Raw genomic sequence first — 24,114 nt, 5'->3', positions numbered from 1 at the left:
TGTGACGTCCGCATCGGCGCCCGCTGTGATGCTCGCGGTGGCGTCGTGCGCGCCGTTTGCGGCAGGAGGTTGGGGGCGCTGGGTTCGCTCCGGTCAGGGCGGTGCTGCTGGCCAATCCGTCGTGGTGCCTGCGGTGGTGCCCACGGTGGGGGTCGCGATCGGCGGGCCCGCTCGCGTCGGGGCGGTGCTGTCATGACCGCGCCGTTGAGCTTGGTCGTGTCGGCTGTCGCTGGGGCTGCCGTGGTGGCGGTGATGGTGCCTGCGGACGGGGCCGTGGTGCCTGCGTGCGGGGTCGCCGTCGTCGGGTCCGCTGTGGTCGGGGCGGTGCTGTTGTGACCGCGCCGTTGAGCTCTGCTGTGACGTCCGCATCGGCGCTCGCTGTGATGCTCGCGGTGGCGTCCGCTGTGGGGGTCGTGTCCGGGAGCTGCGGTCGTCGCGTCCGCTCTCGTCGGGGCGGTGCTGTTGCGGCCGCGCTGTCGATGTCCGGTGTGACGTCTGTGGCTGGGGCCGCTGCGACGGTGGCGGGGGTGCCTGCGGGCGGGGGTTGTGGTGGTCGGGTTCGCCCTGGTTGGGGCGGTGCTGTGGTGGTGACGCCGGCGAGGTTCGCTGTGGGGCTTGCGGTTGGGTCTGGTGTGGTGACCGCGGCGGGATGGTGGGCGGTCGGCGGCGGGTTCGTGGGGGCGCGGTTCGTGGAGGCGGTCATGGTTGCGGAGAGCATGTCGACGACGGGCAGGACGGTGCTGGTGTGAACAGGCAGGCGCAGGCGGTCATTCTGCTGCTCGTCGGTGGTGCGGTGCTGCGCGCCAGCCTCACCGACCAGTACCTCAACTACGTGAAGCCGGGTCTGCAGCCGTACCTGATCCTGTCGGGGGCGATCCTGGTGCTCGCCGGGGTCTTCTCGCTCTGGTACGAGCTGCGCCCCGCCAGGCGCGCCGTCGCGGAGAGCGCGGCCGGTGCGGCGGGGGGCTCCGCCGGTGTCCCGGAGGGCGCGGCCGGTGTCTCGGAGCACGACGGGCACGGGCACGATGACGACGGGCACGGGCATGGCAGCGGCGGGCCGAAGGTCGCGTGGCTGCTGCTGCTTCCGGTGTTCGGGCTGCTGCTGGTCGCGCCGCCGGCGCTCGGCTCGTATGCGGCCGGGCGGTCGGGGGCGGCCCTGGTCGAGAAGTCCGACTTCGCGCCGTTGCCGGCCGGTGATCCGGTCAAGCTGACCATGCTCGACTATGCGTCCAGGGCCGTGTTCGACCGCGGTACGTCGCTGGGCGACCGGCGCGTCGAGCTGACCGGCTTCGCGATGCGCGGGCCCGGCGGCACCTGGCTCCTGGCCCGGATGATGGTCAGCTGCTGCGCCGCCGACGCCCGTCCCGTCAAGGTCGCGCTGGCGGGCCAGTTACCCGACGGCCTGCGCGAGGAGCAGTGGCTGCGCCTCACCGGCACGTACACCGACCGCCAGTTGAAGGACACTGTCAACGGCGAGACCATCCCGTTCATCGAGGTGTCTGGGTCCACCCTGATCCAGCCCCCCGCCGAGCAGTACGAATCCTGATCGAGCCGACGCTCAGAGAAGAGACACGCGGAGATGGAAGCGAGACGGCCGGCGTTGCTGGTGCTCGTGCGGCACGCCGAGTCGGCGCGCAACCAGGCGAAGAAGGGCAGCGTCTACTTCGCCGACGACGCGGCACGGCAGGTGGTGCGGGGCGTGCCGGATCACCTGATCGAGCTGACCGCCGACGGGCACAAGCAGGCGGAGCAGACCGGGCACGCGATCCGGGAGCGGTTCGGGGTGTTCGACTACGTGTACACCAGCGGGTATGCGCGGACGGTGCAGACCGCTGAGGGCCTGCTCGCGGCGTATCCGGCTGAGGAGCGGGAGCGGATGCGGGTCCGGACCAACATCTTCGTGCGGGAGAGAGATCCGGGCTTCGCGTACGACATGACGACGGCGGAGGCGGAGGCGGCGTTCCCGTGGCTGAACGAGTACTGGCACACATTCGGCGGGTTCATGGCGCGGCCGCCGGGCGGGGAGAGCCTCGCGGACGTGACGGGGCGGGTGCACACGTTCCTGGACACGCTGTTCCGCGACCGGGCGGGGCAGAAGGTCATGGTGGTCACGCACGGCGGGACGCTGCGGTGCTTCCGGTTCCTGCTGGAGCGGTGGGGCTACCAGGAGGCGCAGCGCTGGCCCGAAGGGCAGACGCCGGCGAACTGCGGCGTCACGACCTACCGGGCGGCGGAGTCCGGTGATCGGCTGGAGCTGGAGGACTACAACCGCGTCTACTGGACGGTCGGCTCCGCCACCGACGGGATATGAGGCCCCCGGCGCCGATCATGCCGGTGTACGGTGTGCGCGTCGATGGGGGAGAGATGCGAGTCAGCTTCACGGTCGAGCCGGATCCAGGTCGGGCCCGCCGAGCCATCAATGCCACCATGGGCGGCAAGCTGCTGCGCCTGTACGTCCTGGGGGCGGTCCTCGCCGCCGCCGGGATCGTCCTGTTCGTCAATGACGTCGCGTCCGGCGCCGCGCCGGTCGCGCTCGGCGCGGGGTTGTTCTGCTTCCCGTGGCTCGTCTCGCGTGCGGCGGCGCAGGCGAAGACCGGACTGCTCGGCGAGACGGTGACGTACGACCTGACCGACGCCGACGTGCAGGCGCACACGAAGAGCCTCAACGTCGGGTACAGCTGGGAGTCGGTCCAGGCGGTCAAGGAGACACCCGAGTTCTGGATCCTGACCGTCGCCAAGGTCAACCCGCTGGTCCTGCCGTGGACGGAGCTGCCCCCGGCCGCCGCCAGTGAGGCCAGGGGGTTCCTGGTGGCGAGAGGACTCCTCGTTGACAGCCACGCCCCCGCCTCGTGACACGGTCGCCCGTCCGCCGGCGCTGATCGACCGCCGGCTGGTCGCGAGGCGGCCGCGGCTTGGGAGGCGGTGTCAGGGGAGACGGTCGGCGAGGGCGAGGAAGCGGTCGTCGGCGTCGTCGTGGACGGTGAGGTGCCAGCCGGACAGGGCGGCCGTCGCGGTCAGGGGGCCTTCGGCGAGAGCGTCGTCGGGGCGGAGGACGCGGCCGTGGCGGGCAGCCAGGGCGGCGCGGCCCGTCGGGTGGAAGAGCACGAGGCGGCCGCCGGGTTTGGTGACCCGGGCGAGTTCGCGCAGGCCGTCGACGGGGTCCGGCAGGTGCATGACGAGACCCGCGGCGAACACGGCGTCGACGCTCCCGTCGGCGAACGGCAGCCTGCTCGCGTCGGCGAGGACCAGCCCGCCGTTGCCCTTCTCCTGGGCCTTGGCGAGCATCTGCGGCGTGTGGTCCAGGCCGATGACCGTGCCGGACGGGCCGACGGCGGCGCGCAGGACGGGCAGGGCGCGGCCGGTGCCGCAGCCGGCGTCGACGACGACCCCACCCGGCGGCAGGCCGGCGGCCTCGACCGCGGCGGCGTAGGCGGGCAGGTCGTCGCCGAACTTCGCGTCCCACGTGCCGGCGCGCACGCCGAAGAAGGCGCGGGACTCCACGAGGTGCCAGCGGCGCCGGTCGAGCAGGCGCGGGTCGACGTGCCGGATCACGGGCCACGCGGGGTCGTGCAGGTCGACGACGACGTCCGCAGTGTCGCCCCGCGCGCCGTCGGCGGCATGCTCCCGCCGCGAGGTGCGCAACCAGACCACGACGTCCCACCCACCCGGTGCACGCTCCCGCGCCTCCGCCCCGTCGGCGACGAGCACCCCGTCGGCGCCCGCTGAGCCGCTGGCACCCGCTGCGCCCTCAACAGCCGCTGAGCGGGAGGCCGAGCGGCCGGTGGCGCGGATGGCAGGGCGGCCGGTGGCGCGGAGGGCGGCGGCGAGGCGGTCGGCCACCGGGCCGGTCATGGCGTCCGTGCCGTCGACGACCACGGCCACGCGGCCGGACGGGACGGACTCCACGAGAAGGGTCATGACCTCGTCCCAGCGGTCCTGTGTCATCGGTCCATCATGCAGAGGGGCGGGCGGGGCCTGACATCATGGGGCGGTGCGGAAGGTACTGATCATCGGAATCGGCGCGGGTGACCCGGAGCACGTGACCGTGCAGGCAATCAATGCCATGAACGCGGTCGATGTGTTCTTTGTGCTGGACAAGGGGGACACGACCGCCGACCTGACCGGGGCGCGGCGGGAGATCTGCGACCGGTTCGCGACGGAGCGGGCGTTCCGCACGGTGGTCATCGCTGATCCGCCCAGGGACCGGGGCGCGGCCGACTACGAGGGCGCGGTGCGCGACTGGCGGGACGAGCGGGCCAGGCTGATCGAGGAGGCGCTGCTCGCCGAGCTCGGCGAGGACGGGGTGGGCGGGATCCTCGCCTGGGGTGATCCGGCGCTGTACGACGGCACGATCCGCATCCTGGACACGATCGCCGCGCGGGGCAATGTGGCGGTCGGCTACGACGTCATCCCGGGCATCACCAGCGTGCAGGCGCTCACCGCCCGGCACAGGATCATGCTGAACCGGGTCGCCGGGGCGGTCCACATCACCACCGGGCGGCGGCTCGGTGCGGGCTGGCCGGAGGGCTGCGACGACGTCGTCGTCATGCTGGACGCGGACCTCGCCTGCCGGGCATACCGGGACGAGGACGTCGACATCTACTGGGGTGCGTACCTCGGCACGCCGGACGAGATGCTCGTCGCCGGGCGGCTCGGGAAGGTGATCGACGAGATCGAGACGGTCCGGCGGGAGGCCCGCGCCCGCAAGGGCTGGATCATGGACACGTACCTGCTGCGGAGGGTCTAGGCGGCCCGGCCCGAACAGGAGGGTCCAGGCGGCCCGGCCGGACAGGAGGGTCCAGGCGGCCCGGTCCGAGCAGGAGGGCCTAGGCGGCCCGGTCCGAGTAGGAGACGGGGCCCGGGACGAGGCGCAGCGGCGCGGGAGCGGGCGGCGGCACCTCGTCGAGCGCGGGCGGACGGCCCCAGCGGCGCGGCGGGCGCCGGCGGTCCGAGGGCGGGCCGGCCGGGTCGAGGGCGGGCCGGGACAGGGCGACCACGATGGCGTAGCCGGCGAGGACGAACCCGTGGCTCACCAGCCGCGCCGTCTCGACCGCGCCGGTGAGCAGGTCGTTGGCCGACAGCAGCGCGAGCAGGGCCACGAACGCCGTCAGCATCGGCAGCGCGCCCGCGGGGGTGGCCCGGCGGGTCGCGATCCAGGCGAAGCCGGCGCCGATCGCCACGTTCCAGGCGGCCGACTCGTGGAACACGTGACCGGCCTGGTGCACGTGGACGGTCGCGGCGTTCGCGGCCTGGGCGATGCCGAGCAGGAACTGCGCCGCGCCGAAGGCGCCGAGGAGCACCCGCAGCGCGTACACCAGCCGCGACCGCCTGAAGAAGGACCATCCGCGCGACGACGGCCCGACGGACGACCGGGGCGACGGCCTGGAGAGCGACCGGGGCGACGGCTTGGCGGGAGGCCGCTCGGAGAAGCCCGCCAGCAGGCGCTCCGCCGGGATCGGCGTGGTGCGCAGGGGCTGGAGCCGGGCCAGCCGCGTCACCGTGAACGCGTCCTGCTGCCACTGCCGGCACGCGCCGCACTGCGCCACGTGCGCGTCGACCAGCGCCGGCGCGACCGGCTCGTCCTCGCCGTCCATCCGGGCGGACAGCGCTTCCCGGAACCGCATGCACTCCACGGACAGGTAGTCGCCGCCGCGGCCGGGGAAGTTCCCGCGTGGCCAGGATCGCCGCTCGAAGGGCGGCGCCACCGGCGGGTGTCCGGTGCGGCCGCCGTCGGCTGGAAAATTTCGGGAACCGCCTCATGGCGGTCGGGCAAGTACGGGTGTGTACTGACCGACAGCCGAGAGGCCTGATGTCCGATGACCAGACCAACCGAGACGGCGGTGGCCACCGAACCGGTGGGCGACGCCGTGATCATCGCGCGGTCCAAGGATGAGCCTGAGCTCTTCGCACTGATCTTCCGCCGGCACGCGCCGGTGATCCAGCGGTACGTGACCCGCCGCCTCGGCCCGTCCGTCGCCGAGGACGTCTGCGCCGACGTGTTCCTCGCGGCGTTCCGGCAGCGGCACCGGTTCGCCGTGGACCGGCTCGACGCCCGGCCGTGGCTGTTCGGCATCGCCACCAACCTGGTGGGCCGGCACCGGCGCGCCGAGATCCGGGCGCTCAGGGCCCTCGAACGCACCGGCGTCGACCCGGTGACGGAGGGGTTCGAAGTGTCCAGCGACGCGCGGCTGGGGGCGGGGGCCGTCAACCGGCGGCTCGCCGCGGCGCTGGCGGCGCTGCGTCCGGTGTACCGCGACGCGCTGCTGCTGGTCGCGTGGGGTGACCTCACGTACGAGGAGATCGCGGTCGCGCTCGACGTGCCCGTGGGAACGGTGCGGTCCCGGGTGAACCGGGCTCGAAGCAGGATGCGCGCGGCACTCGGCGGGGCGGATCCGACATCCATTCAGGAGGCCCTGTGAACGACCTGCAACCACTCCGCGACTTCCGCAGCGAGGTGCCCGAGATGACCGACGTGACACGTGCCGAGCGAGCCTTCGTGACGGCGATGCGGGCGTCGGCGCCGCGGCCCCGGTCGCACCGGCCGCTCATCTTCGCCGCCGGCCTCGCCACCGCGGCGGCCGCCGTCGCCGTGGCCGTCATGATGACCACGACCCCCACGCCCGCGCCGCGGGTGGCCGGCGGGCCGCCGGCGTCGGCCGCCGGCTCGTCCACCCCGCCGGCCGTGAAGATCAAGCCCGTCTCGGTCGCGGAGCTGCTCGACCTGGCCGCCGCGGCGCCCGGCGCGACCAACCCGGGACCGGGGCAGTTCGTCGTCACCGAGTCGCTGATGTCCGACATGGCGGAGCTCGGCGAGGGCGGGCGCTTCCTGTACGCGATGAAGGTCACGACCTGGATCGCGTCCGACAACTCGAAACCGGGCGTGTCCAGGACCGAGCAGCTGGAGCCTCGCCCGTACCCGGGGCAGCCGCTCCCGGCGAACCTTCCCAAGGCCGGCAGCGTCGACGTGCGCGTCCTGTGCCCGGTGAAGGGCGACGTGACCCGGCGGGACTACGCGTACTACGGCACCCTGCCGGCGGACGCCAACGGCATGCTGGACTTCTTCCGGCGGTTCCCCGGCGGCGGCGCCGACAAGAACCACTACCTGTGGAAGGCCGGCATCGAGCTGGCCGCGGCCCCGATGCCGGCGGCGCAGCACGCCGCGGTGCTCCAGGCGCTGAAGCTCGTCCCCGGCGCCACGCTCGTCGGCGACGCGCAGGACACCGCGGGCCGCACCGGCACCGCCGTCGGCCGGGTCGGCCCCGACGGGTGGCGCACTGACCTGATCTTCGACCCGGTCACGTTCGCGTTCCTCGGCTCGCGGACCGTCAACGGGGCCGGCGCCCAGGTCGGTGGGTCTGCGCAGCTGTCCGTCACCGTGGCCGACGCGGCGCCGCCCGCGGCGCTGGGGCCGAAGCAAGGGGCCTGCTGAGGGTTGAACGAGGGGCGGGCACGGGTGCGGCATGTATCGACTAACCTCGACGTCACCGACGCGTCGACGTCGCTCGCGGTGAGGGGATCGGTCGTGACCGGACAGGACCGGATCGACACAACGGTGCCGCACCCGGCCCGCCGCTACAACTACTGGCTCGGCGGCAAGGACCACTTCGCCGCCGACCGTGCCTCCGGCGACGAGATCGCCGCCGCGTTCCCGACCGTCCGCACCGCCGTCCTGGCCAACCGGGCGTTCCTGCGCGGCGCCGTGCGGTTCCTGGCGCAGGAGGCCGGCGTCCGGCAGTTCCTCGACATCGGCACCGGCCTGCCCGTCCCGGACAACACGCACGAGCTCGCGCAGCGCGCCGACCCCACGTCCCGCGTCGTCTACGTCGACAACGACCCGATCGTGCTGACCCACGCGAGGGCGCTGCTCACCGGTACACCCGAGGGAAAGACCGCCTATCTGGAGGCGGACCTGCGCGATCCCGCCGCGATCCTGGACCACCCGGACCTGCGGGCCACCCTCGACCTGGACCGGCCGGTCGGCCTGCTGCTCGTGGCGATCCTGCACTTCATCCACACCGACGCCGAGGCGCTGCCGCTCGTGCGGACCCTGCTGTCGGCGCTGCCCTCCGGCAGCTACCTGGTCGCCACGAACGCCACCGTGGACTTCGCCGGCGAGGCGGGCGCGGCCGCGTACCGGGCGATGTTCGCCGCGGGGCGCACCGACGGCTACGCCCGCACGGCGGCGCAGTTCGGCGCCTTCTTCGAAGGGCTGGAGCTCGTGCCGCCGGGGATCGTCGCCGTCAGCGACTGGCGCGGCGCCTACCCCGACGCCACTCCCGCGGACGTCGCCATGTACGCGGCGGTGGGCCGCAAACCGTGACCCCTGACGTCCCCCGACCGAGCCGGCCGCCGGTCACACCCCGGCGACGGCGTCGCGGACGGTGGTGGGCGGGCGGCCGAGGATCGTCTCGACGTCGTGGGTCAGCCGGTCGTACCGGCCGGCGCGGTGCAGCTTCGCCATGGTGACCAGGTGGTCGCGCAGGTGCCCCGGCAGTCCGAGCGGCGTCAGCGTCTCGTCGATCCACTGCCGCATCGGCACGTCGACGTAGGTGACCGGCCGTCCCAGCGCGGCCGTGAGCTCCGCCGCCATCGCGGTTATGTCCTGCGAGCGTGGGCCCGTCAGCTCGTACACCTTCCCCACGTGCGGCCCGGGATCGGCCAGGATCGCGGCGACGACCTCCGCGACGTCACGCGCCGCGACCGGCGAGGTCCGCGCCGACCCGAACGGCAGCCGCAGCTCCTCACCGCTGACCGCGAGGATCGGGTTCTCGAGGAACACGGTCGGCCGCACGTGCACGACCGGCAGCCCGGACCAGTCCAGCACCCGCTCACCCAGCAGGTGCATCCGGTGCTGCGCCGACTCCGCGGTGCTGGTGAGCGTCATCTCCGACACCGTCATCTGCGACATGTTGACCAGCACCTCGAGCCGCCCCACCTCCCGCGCCGCGGCCGCGATGGTGACGGTCGCCTGCAGGAAGCTCGCCGACACGCTCATCCCGAAGTACACCCGCCCGCAGCCGTCGAGCGCCCGCACGACGTCACCCGCGTCGGTGAGGTCCCCGGCCACCACCTCGGCCCCGGTCGCCCGCAGCGCCTCGGCCCGCCCGTCCTCCTGGTGCACCATCGCCCTGACCGGCACGCCGCGCTCCCGCAGCAGCCCCACGACCGACCGCCCAACGGACCCGACACCGCCCGCCGCCCCGGTGACGAGCACCGTGTCCCGCGCCATGCCCCCATGCTCGGCCCGCCCGCCCCCCACGCCGCCACCCCCGGCGAATGGCCCGCTCAGCCGCCGGAGTCGCGGAGACGGCGCCTGCAGGGACCTCAGAGAGCTCACCGACCTCAAGCATCGCGGTGGCACCACTCATCGAATGCGCCGAGCGCAGGAGTCGAAGCGCGGCCGCTCATTCCAGCGTGGAGACTTTCCTCCTGCTCGTCGAGTCGGATGTGGATGTCGTCCATTCCTCCGTCGAGGGTGATGAACGGCGAGTTGTCGTCCCAGACGCGTCGAAGCGGCGACTCCGGCCTGGACGGTCGCAACTGGCCGGTTTCAGCCGCCGCTGTCGTCGAGTTCGGCGCCTTCGGGGATGGTGTCGTCGTCGCGGTTGTCGAGCCAGTTCTGGGGGAGGACGACCTTCGCCGGGGTGCCGGTGCGGCCGCGGGGCTGGCCGAGGATCTCGCGGGGGAACGGCACGTCGGGGTCGAGCTGGGACAGCAGGTCGCCGAGTTCGGTCAGGGATGAGGACATGGCCATGGCGGCGCGGAGTTCCCCGCCGGCGGGGAAGCCCTTCAGGTACCAGGCGACGTGCTTGCGGAAGTCGGTGACGCCTTCCTTCTCCTTGCCCCACCAGTCGACGAGGAGGGTGGCGTGGCGGTGCATGAGGGCTGCGACCTCGCCCTGGGTGGGGAGCTTGCGGTCGGAGCGGCCGGCGAAGGCGGCGGCGAGGTCGGCGAAGAGCCAGGGGCGGCCGAGGCAGCCGCGGCCGATGACTACGCCGTCGCAGCCGGTCTGGGACATCATCTCCAGGGCGTCGGAGGCCTCCCAGATGTCGCCGTTGCCGAGGACCGGGATGTCCAGCGTGGACTTCAGGGAGGCGATGGCGTCCCACGAGGCCGTGCCGGAGTAGCGCTGGGCGGCGGTGCGGGCGTGCAGGGCGACCCAGGCGACGCCGGCGTCCTGGGCGATGCGGCCCGCGTCGAGCATGGTGACGTGGTCGTCGTCGATGCCGATGCGCATCTTGACGGTGACCGGGATGCCGGCGGGGGCGGCGGCTGAGACGGCGGCGGAGACGATGGAAGCGAAGAGGTTGCGCTTCCAGGGCAGGGCGGAGCCGCCGCCTCGGCGGGTCACCTTGGGCACCGAGCAGCCGAAGTTCATGTCGATGTGGTCGGCGAGGTCCTGTTCGACGACCATCTCGACGGCCTTGCGGATGGTGGCGGGGTCCACGCCGTACAGCTGCAGGCTCCGCGGCTTCTCGTGCGCGCCGAACTGGATCATGCTCATGGTCTTGGGGTTGCGCTCGACCAGGGCGCGGGTGGTGATCATCTCGCAGACGTAGAGGCCGGCGCCCTGTTCGCGGCAGAGTTGCCGGAAGGCGACGTTGGTGATGCCCGCCATGGGGGCGAGCACCACGGGTGGGTCGACGACATAAGGACCGAGCTTCAACGTCACGCCTTTGAGGATGCCATGCCGGGCCCCGGAATTCGCGGGCGGCAGTGCGCACAAACGATGCTCGTACGTGATCGAAAAGCGGTGGGACGGAGCAGGTCCAAGCGTCACGACGTGCGGGAACGCGAGAAGTGGCAAAATGGACATTCAACGGAACGATGCGCGAATCTGTTCGGTGGAGCGCTCCCAACTGCACCCGTAAGAGGCAGATGTGCCGTTCCTTGTGCGACTTGTCTCAAGGCGATGCCAAAGCCTGGAACACCGCTTTACGGTGTCCCGCACACGGGAACCCTAACGATGGCTCAGTCAACCATGGAGGCTTCAGTGGAGAAGTTCGTCTATGACTTCGAAGAGGGTAACCGGGATCTCAAGGACCTCCTCGGCGGCAAGGGAGCCAACCTCGCCGAGATGACCAACCTCGGCCTGCCGGTGCCGCCGGGGTTCACCATCACCACCGACGCGTGCCGCGCGTACCTCAGGACGGGCAGCATGCCCGATGGGATGGACCGGCAGGTCGATGAGCACCTCGCCGCGCTCGAGCACAAGATGGGCCGCAAGCTTGGCGACCGGCACGACCCGCTGCTCGTCTCGGTGCGCTCGGGCGCGAAGTTCTCGATGCCCGGCATGATGGAGACGGTGCTGAACGTCGGGCTCACCGACCGCAGCGTCGACGGGCTCGCCGCGCAGGCCGGCGGCGACGTGCGGTTCGCCTGGGACTCCTACCGGCGGCTGATCCAGATGTTCGGCAAGACCGTGTGCGACGTGCCCGGCGAGGAGTTCGAGCACGCGCTGGACGACGCGAAGCACGCCGCCGGGACCAGGGACGACCTGGGACTCGACGCGGACGCGCTCAAAGCCCTGGTGAAGAAGTACAAGGAGATCTTCCGCGAGCACACCGGCCGCGACTTCCCGCAGGACCCGCGCGAGCAGCTCGACCTCGCCGTCGGCGCCGTCTTCGGGTCCTGGAACGCCGACCGCGCCGTGCTGTACCGGCGGCAGGAGCGCATCCCGACCGACCTCGGCACCGCCGTGAACGTGGTCGCGATGGTCTTCGGCAACCTGGGTGCCGACTCCGGCACGGGCGTGGCGTTCACCCGGGACCCCGCGACGGGTGAGCCGGGCGTCTACGGCGACTACCTCGCCAACGCCCAGGGTGAGGACGTCGTCGCGGGCATCCGCAACACCACCCCGCTGCAGGATCTCGAGAACGTCAACAAGCAGGCGTACGACGAGCTGATGGCCATCATGGCGAAGCTCGAGGAGCACTACCGCGACCTGTGCGACATCGAGTTCACCATCGAGCGCGGCAAGCTGTGGATGCTGCAGACGCGCGTCGGCAAGCGGACCGCGGCGGCCGCGTTCGTCATCGCCACGCAGCTCGTCGACGAGGGCGTCATCGACATGGACGAGGCGCTGCGCCGGGTCAACGGCGCCCAGCTGGCGCAGCTGATGTTCCCGACGTTCGACCTCTCCCAGGAGCCCGAGCAGCTCACCCGCGGGGTGGGCGCCTCGCCGGGCGCGGCGGTCGGCAAGGCCGTGTTCGACGCCAAGCACGCGGTGGCCATGGCGAAGGAGGGGGAGCAGGTCATCCTGGTGCGCCGGGAGACCAACCCCGACGACCTGCCCGGCATGATCGCCGCACAGGGGATCCTGACCAGCCGCGGCGGCAAGACCTCGCACGCGGCGGTGGTCGCCCGCGGCATGGGCAAGACGTGCGTGTGCGGCGCCGACGACCTCGACGTGAACCTCCACAAGGGACAGTTCACGGTGGATGGTCACGTGGTGTCCGAGGGGGACGTCATCTCCGTCGACGGCACCACCGGGCGCGTCTACCTCGGCGAGGTGCCCGTCCAGCCGTCGCCGGTCGTGCAGTACTTCGAAGGCACCCTCGACGCCGAGGCCGACCCGCTCGTCAGCGCGGTGCACCGGATCCTCACCCACGCGGACGCCACCAGAAGGCTGAAGGTGCGCACCAACGCCGACACGGGCGAGGACGCGGCGCGGGCCCGCCGGTTCGGGGCGCAGGGCATCGGGCTGTGCCGCACCGAGCACATGTTCCTCGGTGAGCGCCGGGCCCTCGTCGAGCGGCTCATCCTGGCCGGCACCGCGGAGGACCGCGACGCGGCGCTGCGGGAGCTGCTGCCGCTGCAGCGGGCCGACTTCGTCGAGCTCTTCCGCGAGATGCGGGACCTGCCGGTGACGGTGCGGCTCATCGACCCGCCGCTGCACGAGTTCCTGCCGCCGCTGGAGGACCTCGCGGTGAAGGTCGCCGTCGCCGAGGAGCGCGGCCAGGACCCGGGGCACGACAAGGACCTGCTGGACGCGGTGCGCCGGATGCACGAGGAGAACCCGATGCTGGGGCTGCGCGGCGTGCGGCTCGGGCTGGTCATCCCCGGCCTCTTCGCGATGCAGGTGCGGGCGATCGTCGAGGCCGCCGCGCAGGTCGACGGCGCGCACCCGGAGATCATGGTGCCGCTGGTCGGCGCGGTGCAGGAGCTGGAGACGATCCGCGCCGAGGCCGAGAAGATCATCGGCGAGCACGACGTCGACGTGAAGATCGGCACGATGATCGAGGTGCCGAGGGCCGCGCTGACCGCGGGGGACATCGCCCAGGCCGCCGACTTCTTCTCGTTCGGGACCAACGACCTCACCCAGATGGGGTGGGGCTTCTCCCGCGACGACGTCGAGGGGGCGTTCTTCTGGCGGTACCTGGAGCTCGGCATCTTCGGTGTGTCACCGTTCGAGTCCATCGACCGTGACGGCGTCGGCCGGCTCGTGCGGATCGCGGTCGACGAGGGCCGGGCGGCCCGGCCGGAGCTGCACTTCGGGGTCTGCGGCGAGCACGGCGGCGACCCGGAGTCGGTGCACTTCTTCCACGAGGTGGGCCTGGACTACGTGTCGTGCTCACCGTTCCGCGTGCCCGTGGCGCGGTTGGAGGCCGGCCGCGCGGCAGTTGCCGAGCAGTCGACCTCCGACACCCGCTAGGGCGAAACCGCTGTACTGAAGGTCAGACGTCGAGGTCTTCCTCGACGCGAGCCAGCTGGTGCCGGGCCAGCGCGAGGTTGGCCCGGGACCGCAGCACCGCCAGGTACAGGAACAGGCCCTTGCCGGAGCGCCCGGTGAGCGGCCTGATCAGGTGGTACTGGTTGTTCAGCGTGATGAGGATGTCCTCGATGCCGTCCTTGAGGTTCAGCATCTCGATGGTGCGCATCTTGGCGCGGACCACGTCGGTGTTGCCGGCCGCCGCCACGGTCAGGTCCAGGTCCTTCGAACCGCCGAGCACGCCGAGTGCCATACCGCTGTTGTAGTCCACCAGCGCGACGCCGATCGCGCCGTCGATGGTCATGAGTTCCTTGAGCGCAGTTTCCATGTCCGCCATGGCTACCTCCGTGAGCTTGTTCGTGGGGGGACTATCGATGTTCTTCGGGGTTGCGTCGTTCGTTCGTCTGGGGCGTCGGTGCGCCCCGCCGTTGCGGCCTACCATCGGGCCGGCTCCGGGATCGCCTGCGCGAAGGACAGTGCGGCGGTGGCCACGATGTGGGACACCACGCTGATCGACCGTCGCGCCTCGTGGTGCAGCCGCCCGACGTTCGCGTCGGCGGCGGCCAGCAGCACCAGCACGGCGCCGTGGCCGGCCATGTACATGGCGACGTGCCCGCCCATGCTGCTGATCAACACCTCCTGGAAGTTGTCCTGACCGGCACTGTCGGCGATGCGCTGGCTGACGCCGAGGCACGCCGCCGCGAGCGCGGCGACCCCCTCGGCGACGACCGTCTCGGCCTCGTCGACGATCAGCAGGCCGTCAGTGCTGGCGACCAGGCACCCGGTGAGCTCCGGCACGGCCCGGCGCAGGCGACCCAGCTCGAGCAGGAGCGCGCCGCGCAGTTCCGCATCGGTGGTCATCGTCGGTATACCTCCATCTCCCCGTCGGCTCATCGCAGGGACTGCAGCGCCGAGCGGATGCGTTTGAGCAGCGTGTCGTCGGGAGCCTTGTCGATCGCGCCGGGCAGCACCGCCAGGGCGCTGACCCCCGCCGGCAGGTGCCTGCGGGTGTCGGTCGCCGGATCCTCGAACGTGTACGTCCCCGGCACCCGCTGCGGCAGGATCTCCTCGCCGTCCCCGCCGCCGTTGACCCGGGCCGAGCCGGTGGCCCGTCCCACTGAGGCCGGTGCTGAAGTGGCCGGTGCCGACGAGGCCGGAGGCGACACCGTTGACGCCTGCGTCGCCGGTACCGGCGCCGGGACCGCGGACGACGAAGGCGCCGGCGCTGCCGGTACCGGCGCCGAGACCGCGGACGAGGACGGCTCTGACGACGGCGTGGGTCCGTCCCCGGTGGGTTGCGGCGGCTCGAGCAGGCCCGCCGCCGCGAGTCGCCGCACGTCGAGGGTCACCGCGTACGCGGAGCGCCCCAGCAGGCCGGCCAGGTCCTGCGGGGTGCGCTGCCCGTCGGCGTGCAGCACGATCTCCCACTGCAACCCGGACAGCAACACGCGGTCCAGGCCCGGTCGCAGGACCGGCCTGACCGCAGCGGTGTCAGTGGCGTCAGAGGGGTGCACCTCGTCGAGGATGCGGCGTTGCCGGGCGACGTGGTCGCACAACTGGTCCGTCGTCACCATGCCCTCGGCGCCGAGCCAGTGCTCGATGTCCGGGGCGAAGCGCAGCTCGGCCCGCTCGGTGGACAGCACGAAGTAGGCCGCGTCGTACATCGCGTTGATCGCGCACAGCTCGATCTCGGCGGCGGTGAGGTGCCCGCCCTCCACGAGCGCCCGGGCGGGCCGGGACGGGATCGTCTCCCACACCCGCTCGTCGACCACGCCGGCGGCGGTCAGGAGCCGGTCGACGCTCGGCGCGGCCGGCGACTCGACGCCGTTGACCAGGCCGTCGCGGAGGAAGATCACGCCGCCAGGCTCGCCGACGACGGTCAGCGCGCCGGTCACGCCCAGGCCGGCGAGCTGCTGGAGTGCCTTCACCGGGGTGACGCCACGGTCGAACTTCGGCTGCTGCCGTCCGTCCTTCACGGTCGCCCTGCCCCGACTGGTCACGCCGTCACCTCCGACATGCTTGCCATCATGCAAGTTCCTCGGCGAGGGCACGGATGCGGCGCCGCGCAATGGCCAGGTTGCCTTCTGCCCGGTCGAGCCACACGTAGAGCACCAGCCGCGAGTCGAAGCCGGTCCGGACGGGCCGGATCAGGTGGTACGCCGCCGACGTGCTGATGATGACGTCCTCGACCGTGTCGCCGGGCACCGTCGGGGCGTACGCGGCGGTCTGCATCGCGGCGTGGATGACGCTCGCGGTGCCCAGTGCCGCCGCGGCCGGGTCGGCGTGCGGCGCGACGGAATCCTTCCCGCCCTGCATGCCCAGCGACTGCCCGGTCGTGTAGTCGATGAGGCTCGCCCCGATCGCGCCCCGGATCGTCATGGCGCGGCGAAGGCAGTCATCGATAGCAGGCACTGAGCATCCAGTTCACGGTCGGCCGGGACGAGCCGGCGGGCAGGGGGAGTCGCGCACGACGGCAGGTGGGAGAAACGGCCGTAACGATTAGCTTCCGGCAAATTACCCTGACCCTCTTGATCATCTACTCCGTGCGTTCGGGCGGTAACGATGAGCCGATCGGTCACTGCTTTTTGCAATTTGCACGTTTGCCTGACAGGGGGGTCGCGAAGTCGCTAGAGTGCGGCACCCCCGCGCTCCGGCACGGCTGCGACGCCCGACGGCGCGGCGTAAGGTGAGTCCCCACGCCGACCACGGAGGTGCGCATGGGGAGCCGGTGGGATGCCTTGATCGTCGATGCGCTCGACCCTGAGCGGCTCGGCCGGTGGTGGGCCGAGGTCCTCGACCACCGGGTCGAGAGCGTGTCCGCGCGGGAGGTCGTGGTCGGCCCCGGCGTCGCCGGCCACCCGCGGCTGATCTTCCTGCGCCATGAGGACCCCAAGCACGCCAAGAACCGGCTTCACCTGGACTTACGCCCCGACGACCTCGACGCGGAGATCGAGCGTCTGGTCAACATGGGCGCCCGTCATGTGGACGTCGGCCAGCACGAGGCCGCCGAATGGGTCGTCCTCGCCGACCCGGAGGGCAACGAGTTCTGCATCCTGCGTCATCCCGGGTGACGGACCTCGGTGGGGCGCGCCGCCGGGCCGTGGCGCTGCCGGCCGGGGGGGGTGGCGACCTGTACTTATGGAAGCTGTCTGAAGGATCGAAGGCTTCTGGCCAGGTCGCTGACCGCTACAGGCTGACGGGGAGGCTTGTGGGCGGGATCGGCGGTGTGAGTATCAGCACCCGCGCGTCGGTGCCACCGCCGGCGCGGCCGCCCGGCCGGCGCGGCCGCCCGTGCCCGTTCCCCGTGCGAGGGGGCGGGCGAGCGGCCGGGGAACAGGGCGGAGAACCTGCGAAGACCTCTAAGCTCGACACGTGAACCCGGACGCGGAACGCTATGTGCACGAGCCGCAGAAGGACCGCACTACGACCACCGCGGACAACGGCCGCAGCCCGTTCCAGCGGGACCGGGCCCGGGTGCTGCACTCCGCCGGGTTCCGCCGCCTCGCCGCGAAGACGCAGGTGCACACGGCGGGTGCCGACGCGTTCCTGCGCACCAGGCTCACCCACTCCCTGGAGGTCGCGCAGATCGCCCGGGAGATGGGCGCCCGGCTCGGCTGCGACCCCGACGTGGTCGACACCGCCGGGCTCGCCCACGACCTCGGCCACCCACCGTTCGGGCACAACGGCGAGGACGCCCTCGACGAGGCCGCCCAGGCGTGCGGCGGCTTCGAGGGCAACGCGCAGACCCTGCGGGTCCTCACCAGGCTGGAGGCCAAGGTCCTCGGGCCGGACGGCGCCTCCGCCGGGCTGAACCTGACCCGGGCCTCGCTCGACGCGGTGTCGAAGTACCCGTGGCCGCGCCGCGACGGGTATCGCAAGTTCGGCGTGTACGCCGACGACGCGGCCGTCTTCGACTGGCTGCGCGCGGGTCGTGCCGACTCCGGACGATGCCTCGAGGCGCAGGTCATGGACTGGGCCGACGACGTCGCCTACTCGGTGCACGACGTCGAGGACGGCATCCACGGCGGCTACGTCCACCTCGCCACGCTGCGCGCCGACGGCAGTGAGCGGGCCGCGCTGTGCGAGGACGTCGCCGCCGCGTACTCCTCCGAGCGCGCCGCGGACCTGGAGACCGTGCTGCTCGATCTGCTCGCCGACCCGGTCCTCGTGCCGCTGGACCACTACGACGGCAGCCATGCCGCGCAGGTCGCCCTCAAGCGGGTGACGAGCGTGCTCACCGGGCGCTTCGCCGCGGCCGCCGTGTCCGCCACCCGGGCCGCGCACGGCGACGGGCCGGTCCGCCGCTATGACGCCGACCTGGTCGTCCCGCCCGTCGTGCGGGCGCAGTGCGCGCTGCTGAAGGGGATGGCGCTGCGGTACGTGATGCGCCGCCCCGGCTCGAAGCAGCGCTACGCGCAGGAGGCCACCGTCCTCCAGGAGCTCGTGGCCGCCCTGGCGGACCGTGCGCCGGACGGCCTCGACGCCGCCTTCGCCCCGATGTGGCGGGCGGCCCCCGACGACGCGGGCCGGTTGCGGGTCGTCATCGACCAGGTGGCCAGCCTGACCGACCTGTCCGCCACGGCCTGGCACCAGCGGCTGCTGCACCCGGCGGACTCCGCGGGCGGGTGAGGCCTTGGCGGATCGCGAACCGGTAGGGAAGGCTGGGACGCATGGCTGACGAGCGGACATTTGTGATCGTGGGCGCGAGCCTCGCCGGGGCGAAGGCGGCGGAGACGCTGCGGGCCGGTGGCTTCACCGGCCGGATCGTGCTGATCGGCGAGGAGACCGAGCGCCCTTACGAGCGGCCCCCGCTGTCCAAGGGCTACCTGCAGGGTGACAAGGACGCCCGCGAGAAGGCGTTCGTCCACCCCGAGTCGTGGTACGCCGACAACGGCGTCGACCTGCGCCTCGCCACCCGGGTCACCCGCGTCGACCCGTCCGCGCACACCGTCACCCTCGACGGCGTCGACGAGCTGCGCTACGACAAGCTGCTGCTCACCACCGGCTCCCGGGTCCGCACCCTCGACGTGCCGGGCGCCGACCTGACCGGCGTGCGCTACCTGCGCACCGTCGACGAGTCCGACGCGCTGCTGGCGCACCTGGGCAGCGCCGAGCGCGTGGTGGTGGTCGGCGCCGGCTGGATCGGCCTGGAGACCGCCGCCGCGGCCCGCAAGCACGGCGCGGCTGTCACTGTCGTCGAGGTCGCCGAGCTGCCCCTGCAACGGGTGCTGGGCGACGAGGTCGCCACGATCTTCGCGGACCTGCACCGGGCCAACGGCGTCGAGTTCCGCTTCGGCGCTTCCGTGGCGGAGTTCCGCGGTACAGACGGGAAACTGCGGTCGGTCGTCCTCGCCGACGGCACGGAGCTGCCCGCGGACGTCGCCGTCGTCGGGATCGGCATCCAGCCCAACACCGAGCTCGCCGTCGACGCGGGCCTCGAGGTCGACAACGGCATCCTCGTCGACGCCGCCCTGCGCACCTCCGACCCCGACATCTACGCCGCCGGCGACGTCGTCAACCTCGAACACCCCGGGCTGCGCCGGCGCATCCGCGTCGAGCACTGGGCCAACGCCCTCAACGGCGGCAAGATCGCCGCTGCTTCGCTGCTGGGCGATGCGGTGTACGACCGGGTGCCGTACTTCTACTCCGACCAGTTCGACCTCGGCATGGAGTACTCCGGCTTCGTCGCCCCCGGCGGCTACGACCGGGTCGTCTTCCGCGGCGGCACCTCGGTCAAGGACGGGTTCATCGCCTTCTGGGTCGAGGGCGGCCGCGTCCTCGCCGGCATGAACGTCAACGTCTGGGACGTCACCGACGACATCCAGGCCCTCGTCCGCGCCGGCTGGGCCGGCACCGCCGTCGACCTGGCCCGCCTCGAGGACCCGGGGGTGCCGCTGGGCGAGCTGCTCGGCTGAGCCCGCGCTGGCTATCCTGCAGATATGTCTGAGCAGGTCAGGCTGGTCATCGCCGATGATCAGGCGATGATCCGGGCCGGCCTGCGGCTGGTCGTGGAGACCGCGGCCGCCGGATCGATCACCGTCGTCGGCGAGGCGTCCGACGGTGCGGAGGCGGTCGCGGCCGTCCAGCGGCTGCGGCCCGACGTGCTCGTGATGGACATCGCCATGCCGCGGCTGGACGGGCTGGCCGCGGCCCGGCAGGTGCTCGCCGGGCCGCGGCCGCCGAAGGTCGTGCTGCTCACCATGTTCGACACCGACGAGCACCTGCACGCGGCGCTGCGGCTCGGGGTCAGCGGGTTCCTGCTGAAGGTGTCACCGCCGGAGCAGCTCGTCGACGCGGTCAGGATCGCGGCGGCCGGCGACGCGCTCATCGACCCGGCGGTGACCACCCGGGTGATCGCGTCGTTCGCCGCCCGCCCCGAGCCCGTCGCGCCGCCCGCGCTGGACACGCTGACCGGGCGGGAGCGGGAGGTCCTCGAGCAGCTCGTCCGCGGGCTGTCCAACGCCGAGATCGGTGCGCGGCTGCTGATGGGGGAGGCGACGGTCCGCACCCACGTCGGCCGGATCTTCACCAAGCTCGGGCTGCGCGACCGGGTCCAGGCCGTGGTGTACGGCTATGAGGCGGGCCTCGTCCGGCCGGGCGGATGACCGCCGTTCCCCGGCCGTCGCGGCCGGCCTGGCTCGACGTCGTGCTGGCGCTCGCGGTCGCCGGGGCCGGTGTCGTCGAGGCGTACGGGCGGGCCGGCGCCGGTCCGGGACAGGTGCACCGGCCCGGGCTCGTCGCCGCCGGGGCGGTGCTCGCCGGCGTGATCCTGCTGCCGCGCCGCCGGTTCCCGGTCGCGGCCCTCGCCGCGCTGACGGCGCTGTCGGCCCTGTTCCGGTTCGCGGTGCTGGACGACGACTACCCGCTCACCGCCTGGCAGTTCTACTCCAACCTCATCCTCGTGCACACCGTCGGCAGCGCGGCGTCAGGGCGGCGGGCCCGGGCCGCCGGCGCCGCCACCGTCCTCGCCGCCTACGCCCTGCTGCAGACGCTGCCGGGGCAGGACGTCGCGGAGGGGCTGATCAGTGCGATCTTCATGGGCGTCGCGTACGGCAGCGGCGTCCTGCTGCGGCGCCAGACGGACCGGACGATCCGGATGGCTGAGCGGGCCGCGGTCGCCGCCGCGCAGGAGCGCACCCGCATCGCGCGGGAGCTGCACGACGTCATCTCGCACCACGTCAGCCTGATGACGCTGCAGGCCGGCGGGGTGCGGATGCTGCTGGCCGGCGACCCCGCCCGCGAACGGGAACGCGACCTGCTGCACAGCGTCGAGCGGGCCGGCCGCGAGACGGTCGAGGAGCTGCGGATGCTGCTCGGCGTCCTGCGTGACGGGCGGGCGCCGGTCGGCCTCGACCAGCTCGACCGGCTCGCCGTGCCGTTGCGCGCCGCCGGCCTCGACGTCAGGATCGGCACGACCGGCACGCCGTGCCCGGTGCCGCCGGCGCTCGGGCTGGCCGCGTACCGCGTGGTCCAGGAGGCGCTGACCAACACGCTCAAGCACGCCCGGGCCGCGACGGTGGAGGTGACGATCGGCTTCCCGCCGCCCGCGCTGACCGTCGAGGTCAGCGACGACGGGTCGGCCACGGTCGCCGGCACGGGGCACGGGCTCGCCGGGATGCGGGAGCGGGCCGCCCTGCACGGCGGCACCCTCCACGCTGGACCCCGGCCCGGCGGCGGCTACACCGTCGCGGCCACGTTCCCGCTCGGCGGCGCCGCGGCGGTCCCGCCCGCCACCGGCTCCTGAGCCCACTCGGCGTCGGTCATCCGCAGCATCCGCACGCCGATCACGCCCGCGCCCGCGATGTAGAGCAGGCTGCCGGCGATCATGCCGATCGGGTAGATGGGGCCGGTCAGCATCCCGGCCACCATCGCCGGCGGTGCCCACCAGGGGACGCGCCGGTCGTACGCGAGCGCCAACCCCAGCAGGAGCACCCCGAGCAGCCCGAGGAAGCCCGGCACCTGGAACCCCCACTGTGCCCCGCCGGCGGCGAAGGCGGCGTCGGCGAGGCGGTCGCCGGCCGCGGTGCCGAGGTCCGCCTCGAGCCGGGCGTAGAAGAAGTCGCCGAGCATCAGCGCGGAGAAGTTGACGACGCCCAGCAGCGCGACGAGCCCGGCGATGTGCCCGAAGAGCACGGCGCGCCGGCGGACCAGGTGGATCATGCCGATGATGCCGGGCACGAGCAGGACCCAGCTCCAGTGCAGCAGCGCGGCGCTCACCGAGACCTGGCCGGGGTGGCGGCCGTACGCGCCGTCGGCGGCGTCGCCGGCGCGTAGCGCGGGGTCGGTGAGCAGGCCCGCCACGTACACCAGCGGGGCGGCGACCAGGCAGCCCCCGGCGAGGAGACGGCGGAGTTTGTGCGGCATAGCGACCTTTCAGACGGTTTTGTGTGACTCGACGGGATGTCGAGCCGGAACCGTAAGCCGGCCGTCGCCGCGCCGTCGTCAGCCGCGGCGCTGACGCGGGTCCGCGCGGCGGCGGACGGCGTCCGCAATTGCTTAGGATCGGAGGCGGTGCGTCGATGTGAGGGATGCAGGGTCGGCCGGATCGGGGTAGGCGAGCCGTGGATCGAGATCGGGACATGGCGATGGCCGCCATCCGTTCGGTCTACCGGATCACTGGGCGCATCAACACCGGCAGCACCGTCGTCGAGACGCTGAACCGGATCGCCGACGCCGTCGTCGAGAGCGTCGGGTTCGGCGCCGCCGTGGTCAACTACCTGCATCCGGAGGGTGTGTACGAGGCGGTCGCCATCGCCGGGTCCGAGGAGGCGCGGGCGGAGCTGCTCGGCGTCCGGTACCCCGCGGCGGAGTTCGACGCGCACCTGGCCGCCGCCGACGAGTGGGGGCAGCTGCGCTTCCGGCCGCACGAGCGGCACAACGACGGCATCCAGTCCTGGATCCCGGCCGCGCCCGACGGCACGGACGACATCCCGGAGGAGGAGCGCTGGCACCCCCTCGACGCCTTGTTCGCGCCGCTGCACGCCCCCGACGGCTCGCTCGTCGGCGTGCTCAGCGTCGACCTGCCCGCCGACGGCAGGCGGCCCGGCGCGTTCCAGCGCGAGCTGCTCGAGATGCTCGCCGCGCAGGCCGGCATCGCGATCAACAACGCCAACCTGGTCGAGGCGCTGCGCCGGGAGCGGCAGCACCTGGAGGCGAGCGAGGCCGCGTTCCGGCTCGCGTTCAACGGCGCCGGCACCGGCATGTGCATGATCGGCCTGGAGGGTGCCGACATGACCCGGCTCGTGCGGGTCAACCCCGCGCTGTGCGAGCTGCTCGGGCGGGATGAGGACGTGCTCGTCTCGATGCGCTTCGGCGACTTCATCCACCCCGACGACTTCGAGCGCAGCAGGGAGGTGTTCGCCGGCGGCGCCGGCACGATCCGCGACTACGAGGTGCGCTGCGTCCGCGGCGACGGCGAGACGATCTGGATCTCCGCGACGATGTCGGTGGTCGCCGGGTCGCCCGCGTTCGCGATCACGCAGGTGCAGGACATCACCAGCCGCAAGGCCACCGAGGCCGACCTGGTCCGCAGGGCCTTACGCGACCCGCTGACCGGCCTGGCGAACCGCGAGGCCGTCGCCGAACCCCTCGCGGCCGCGATCCGGCGGGCCCGCGCCGAGCACGTGATCAGCGCGCTGCTCTTCTGCGACCTCGACGACTTCAAAATCGTCAATGACACCCTGGGTCACGAGGCCGGCGACGCGGTCCTCGTCGCCGTCGCGCGGCGCCTCCAGTCGCTGGTGCGGCCCACCGACACCGTCGCGCGCCTCGGCGGCGACGAGTTCGTCGTCCTCATGGGCAACGTCGCCGTCGGTGACCTCGGCGCGCTGGTCGACCGCCTCGAACGCGCCGTCTGCGCACCCGTCACGCACCAGGGGCACATCATGCGGGTCAGGGTCAGCGTCGGTGTTGCCGTGATCGATGACACGGTCGAGGACGCGGGCGCCGCGCTGCGGGCCGCCGACCGCGCGATGTACCTGGTCAAGGGCGGTCGTCACGCCGGCGAGGTGACCAGAAGGGTGACAGCGTTCGGTGATCGTTCGGGTGCGCCGGGTGGTATGCCGTTGCTGCGGTTGGCCCGGCCCGAGACGGCCCAGTAGGGTCGTTGAGTCCGCTCCGGTCGACCTGCACCGATCGGTGCTGCCGGGCGGGCGCCGTCGAGTCGCGATCTTCGCGAGCCGGGGACCCATGCGCGTCCTCTGGGGTGTATCCGCGGCCTGGCCGCGGTAGGGCGAAACTTCCCGCCCGAACCCGTCAGCTAACCCGGTAGGCGGCACCGGAAGGAGTCTGCGCCGATGCCGGCCGCCCACGCGCCCTCGTAGCACCTCACCACTGGTTCCCCCCTTCCAGCACGCCGTCCCCGGGCGACGTGCCGATTCCGCATGCCATTTTCTGCCTGCCAC

23 protein-coding genes and 1 riboswitch are annotated in these 24,114 nt (G+C 72.6%); of the genes, 14 read left to right on the top strand and 9 right to left on the bottom strand.

Annotated elements, in window-relative coordinates; genetic code table 11:
* Positions 1-745: 745 nt before the first annotated feature.
* The 3 genes from ACFY3L_RS35700 (at position 746) to ACFY3L_RS35690 (ending at position 2,853) form a co-directional block, all read left to right on the top strand.
* Positions 746-1,546 (top strand): TIGR03943 family putative permease subunit, encoded by an 801-nt coding sequence (locus ACFY3L_RS35700; protein WP_389334463.1) that lies wholly within the window; start codon positions 746-748, stop codon positions 1,544-1,546.
* Positions 1,547-1,579: 33 nt separating this feature from the next.
* Positions 1,580-2,311: a histidine phosphatase family protein gene (locus tag ACFY3L_RS35695; protein WP_389334460.1), complete on the top strand. Its 732-nt coding sequence runs from the start codon at positions 1,580-1,582 to the stop codon at positions 2,309-2,311.
* A 116-nt stretch (positions 2,312-2,427) separates the two neighbouring features.
* Positions 2,428-2,853, top strand: coding sequence for a hypothetical protein (locus ACFY3L_RS35690; RefSeq protein WP_389334457.1), 426 nt, complete (start codon positions 2,428-2,430; stop codon positions 2,851-2,853).
* A gap of 72 nt (positions 2,854-2,925) precedes the next feature.
* Here ACFY3L_RS35690 and ACFY3L_RS35685 read toward each other — a convergent pair whose 3' ends face one another.
* Positions 2,926-3,945: a class I SAM-dependent methyltransferase gene (locus tag ACFY3L_RS35685; RefSeq protein ID WP_389334454.1), complete on the bottom strand. Its 1,020-nt coding sequence runs from the start codon at positions 3,943-3,945 to the stop codon at positions 2,926-2,928.
* A 46-nt stretch (positions 3,946-3,991) separates the two neighbouring features.
* Between ACFY3L_RS35685 and cobF the strand changes: the two genes are divergently transcribed.
* On the top strand, positions 3,992-4,747 hold the full coding sequence (gene cobF, locus ACFY3L_RS35680; RefSeq protein ID WP_389334451.1) for a precorrin-6A synthase (deacetylating): 756 nt from the start codon (positions 3,992-3,994) through the stop codon (positions 4,745-4,747).
* 79 nt (positions 4,748-4,826) lie between these two features.
* Here cobF and ACFY3L_RS35675 read toward each other — a convergent pair whose 3' ends face one another.
* Positions 4,827-5,624: a zf-HC2 domain-containing protein gene (locus ACFY3L_RS35675; protein ID WP_389334448.1), complete on the bottom strand. Its 798-nt coding sequence runs from the start codon at positions 5,622-5,624 to the stop codon at positions 4,827-4,829.
* A 192-nt stretch (positions 5,625-5,816) separates the two neighbouring features.
* Between ACFY3L_RS35675 and ACFY3L_RS35670 the strand changes: the two genes are divergently transcribed.
* The 3 genes from ACFY3L_RS35670 (at position 5,817) to ACFY3L_RS35660 (ending at position 8,320) form a co-directional block, all read left to right on the top strand.
* A complete protein-coding gene (locus ACFY3L_RS35670; RefSeq protein WP_389334445.1) occupies positions 5,817-6,419 on the top strand; it encodes an RNA polymerase sigma factor in 603 nt (200 codons plus the stop codon).
* On the top strand, positions 6,416-7,429 hold the full coding sequence (locus tag ACFY3L_RS35665; protein WP_389334442.1) for a CU044_5270 family protein: 1,014 nt from the start codon (positions 6,416-6,418) through the stop codon (positions 7,427-7,429). Before ACFY3L_RS35670 ends, ACFY3L_RS35665 begins: the two co-directional genes overlap by 4 nt.
* Before the next feature lie 93 nt (positions 7,430-7,522).
* Positions 7,523-8,320, top strand: coding sequence for an SAM-dependent methyltransferase (locus tag ACFY3L_RS35660; RefSeq protein ID WP_389334439.1), 798 nt, complete (start codon positions 7,523-7,525; stop codon positions 8,318-8,320).
* A gap of 33 nt (positions 8,321-8,353) precedes the next feature.
* Here the strand turns inward: ACFY3L_RS35660 and ACFY3L_RS35655 are convergent, their stop codons facing one another.
* Positions 8,354-9,229 carry an NAD(P)H-binding protein gene (locus ACFY3L_RS35655; protein ID WP_389334436.1) on the bottom strand — a complete coding sequence of 292 codons (876 nt, stop codon included), beginning with the start codon at positions 9,227-9,229 and terminating at the stop codon, positions 8,354-8,356.
* Positions 9,230-9,550: 321 nt separating this feature from the next.
* Positions 9,551-10,672, bottom strand: a complete 1,122-nt coding sequence (gene dusB / locus ACFY3L_RS35650) for a tRNA dihydrouridine synthase DusB (protein WP_389334433.1) — start codon at positions 10,670-10,672, stop codon at positions 9,551-9,553.
* A gap of 309 nt (positions 10,673-10,981) precedes the next feature.
* On the opposite strand from dusB, the gene ppdK reads away from it, so the two are divergent.
* Entirely contained in the window at positions 10,982-13,654 is a 2,673-nt protein-coding gene (gene ppdK, locus ACFY3L_RS35645) for a pyruvate, phosphate dikinase (protein ID WP_389334430.1), read from the top strand.
* A gap of 22 nt (positions 13,655-13,676) precedes the next feature.
* Here ppdK and ACFY3L_RS35640 read toward each other — a convergent pair whose 3' ends face one another.
* The 4 genes from ACFY3L_RS35640 to ACFY3L_RS35625 form a co-directional block, all read right to left on the bottom strand.
* Positions 13,677-14,048, bottom strand: coding sequence for a hypothetical protein (locus ACFY3L_RS35640; protein WP_344511889.1), 372 nt, complete (start codon positions 14,046-14,048; stop codon positions 13,677-13,679).
* A 98-nt stretch (positions 14,049-14,146) separates the two neighbouring features.
* Positions 14,147-14,572, bottom strand: a complete 426-nt coding sequence (locus ACFY3L_RS35635) for a roadblock/LC7 domain-containing protein (protein WP_389334427.1) — start codon at positions 14,570-14,572, stop codon at positions 14,147-14,149.
* 29 nt (positions 14,573-14,601) lie between these two features.
* A complete protein-coding gene (locus ACFY3L_RS35630) occupies positions 14,602-15,711 on the bottom strand; it encodes an ADAM 12 protein (RefSeq protein ID WP_389334424.1) in 1,110 nt (369 codons plus the stop codon).
* Between the two features lie 25 nt (positions 15,712-15,736).
* Positions 15,737-16,123 (bottom strand): hypothetical protein, encoded by a 387-nt coding sequence (locus ACFY3L_RS35625; protein ID WP_389334421.1) that lies wholly within the window; start codon positions 16,121-16,123, stop codon positions 15,737-15,739.
* Between the two features lie 305 nt (positions 16,124-16,428).
* Between ACFY3L_RS35625 and ACFY3L_RS35620 the strand changes: the two genes are divergently transcribed.
* From ACFY3L_RS35620 to ACFY3L_RS35600, 5 genes are all read left to right on the top strand, one after another.
* Positions 16,429-16,782 carry a VOC family protein gene (locus ACFY3L_RS35620; protein WP_389334418.1) on the top strand — a complete coding sequence of 118 codons (354 nt, stop codon included), beginning with the start codon at positions 16,429-16,431 and terminating at the stop codon, positions 16,780-16,782.
* Between the two features lie 301 nt (positions 16,783-17,083).
* Positions 17,084-18,340: a deoxyguanosinetriphosphate triphosphohydrolase gene (locus tag ACFY3L_RS35615; protein ID WP_389334415.1), complete on the top strand. Its 1,257-nt coding sequence runs from the start codon at positions 17,084-17,086 to the stop codon at positions 18,338-18,340.
* Between the two features lie 41 nt (positions 18,341-18,381).
* A complete protein-coding gene (locus tag ACFY3L_RS35610; RefSeq protein ID WP_389334412.1) occupies positions 18,382-19,626 on the top strand; it encodes an NAD(P)/FAD-dependent oxidoreductase in 1,245 nt (414 codons plus the stop codon).
* 24 nt (positions 19,627-19,650) lie between these two features.
* A complete protein-coding gene (locus ACFY3L_RS35605) occupies positions 19,651-20,316 on the top strand; it encodes a response regulator (RefSeq protein WP_389334410.1) in 666 nt (221 codons plus the stop codon).
* Positions 20,313-21,455 carry a sensor histidine kinase gene (locus tag ACFY3L_RS35600; RefSeq protein ID WP_389334407.1) on the top strand — a complete coding sequence of 381 codons (1,143 nt, stop codon included), beginning with the start codon at positions 20,313-20,315 and terminating at the stop codon, positions 21,453-21,455. The genes ACFY3L_RS35605 and ACFY3L_RS35600 overlap by 4 nt, the downstream gene beginning before the upstream one ends.
* Here the strand turns inward: ACFY3L_RS35600 and ACFY3L_RS35595 are convergent.
* The gene (locus tag ACFY3L_RS35595) at positions 21,389-22,075 is read right to left on the bottom strand and encodes a hypothetical protein (RefSeq protein ID WP_389334404.1); all 687 of its coding nucleotides are present in this window, start codon (positions 22,073-22,075) and stop codon (positions 21,389-21,391) included. The two genes, ACFY3L_RS35600 and ACFY3L_RS35595, sit on opposite strands and share 67 nt — an antisense overlap.
* Positions 22,076-22,296: 221 nt before the next feature.
* On the opposite strand from ACFY3L_RS35595, the gene ACFY3L_RS35590 reads away from it, so the two are divergent.
* On the top strand, positions 22,297-23,811 hold the full coding sequence (locus ACFY3L_RS35590; RefSeq protein ID WP_389334401.1) for a diguanylate cyclase domain-containing protein: 1,515 nt from the start codon (positions 22,297-22,299) through the stop codon (positions 23,809-23,811).
* A gap of 45 nt (positions 23,812-23,856) precedes the next feature.
* A riboswitch (cyclic di-AMP (ydaO/yuaA leader) is annotated at positions 23,857-23,999 on the top strand.
* Positions 24,000-24,114 lie beyond the last annotated feature (115 nt).

Origin of the sequence: Dactylosporangium sp. NPDC000521, assembly GCF_042898305.1 — a bacterium.
Classification (GTDB): Bacteria; Actinomycetota; Actinomycetes; order Mycobacteriales; family Micromonosporaceae; genus Dactylosporangium.
This window is presented reverse-complemented; position numbering and strand designations above follow the sequence as displayed.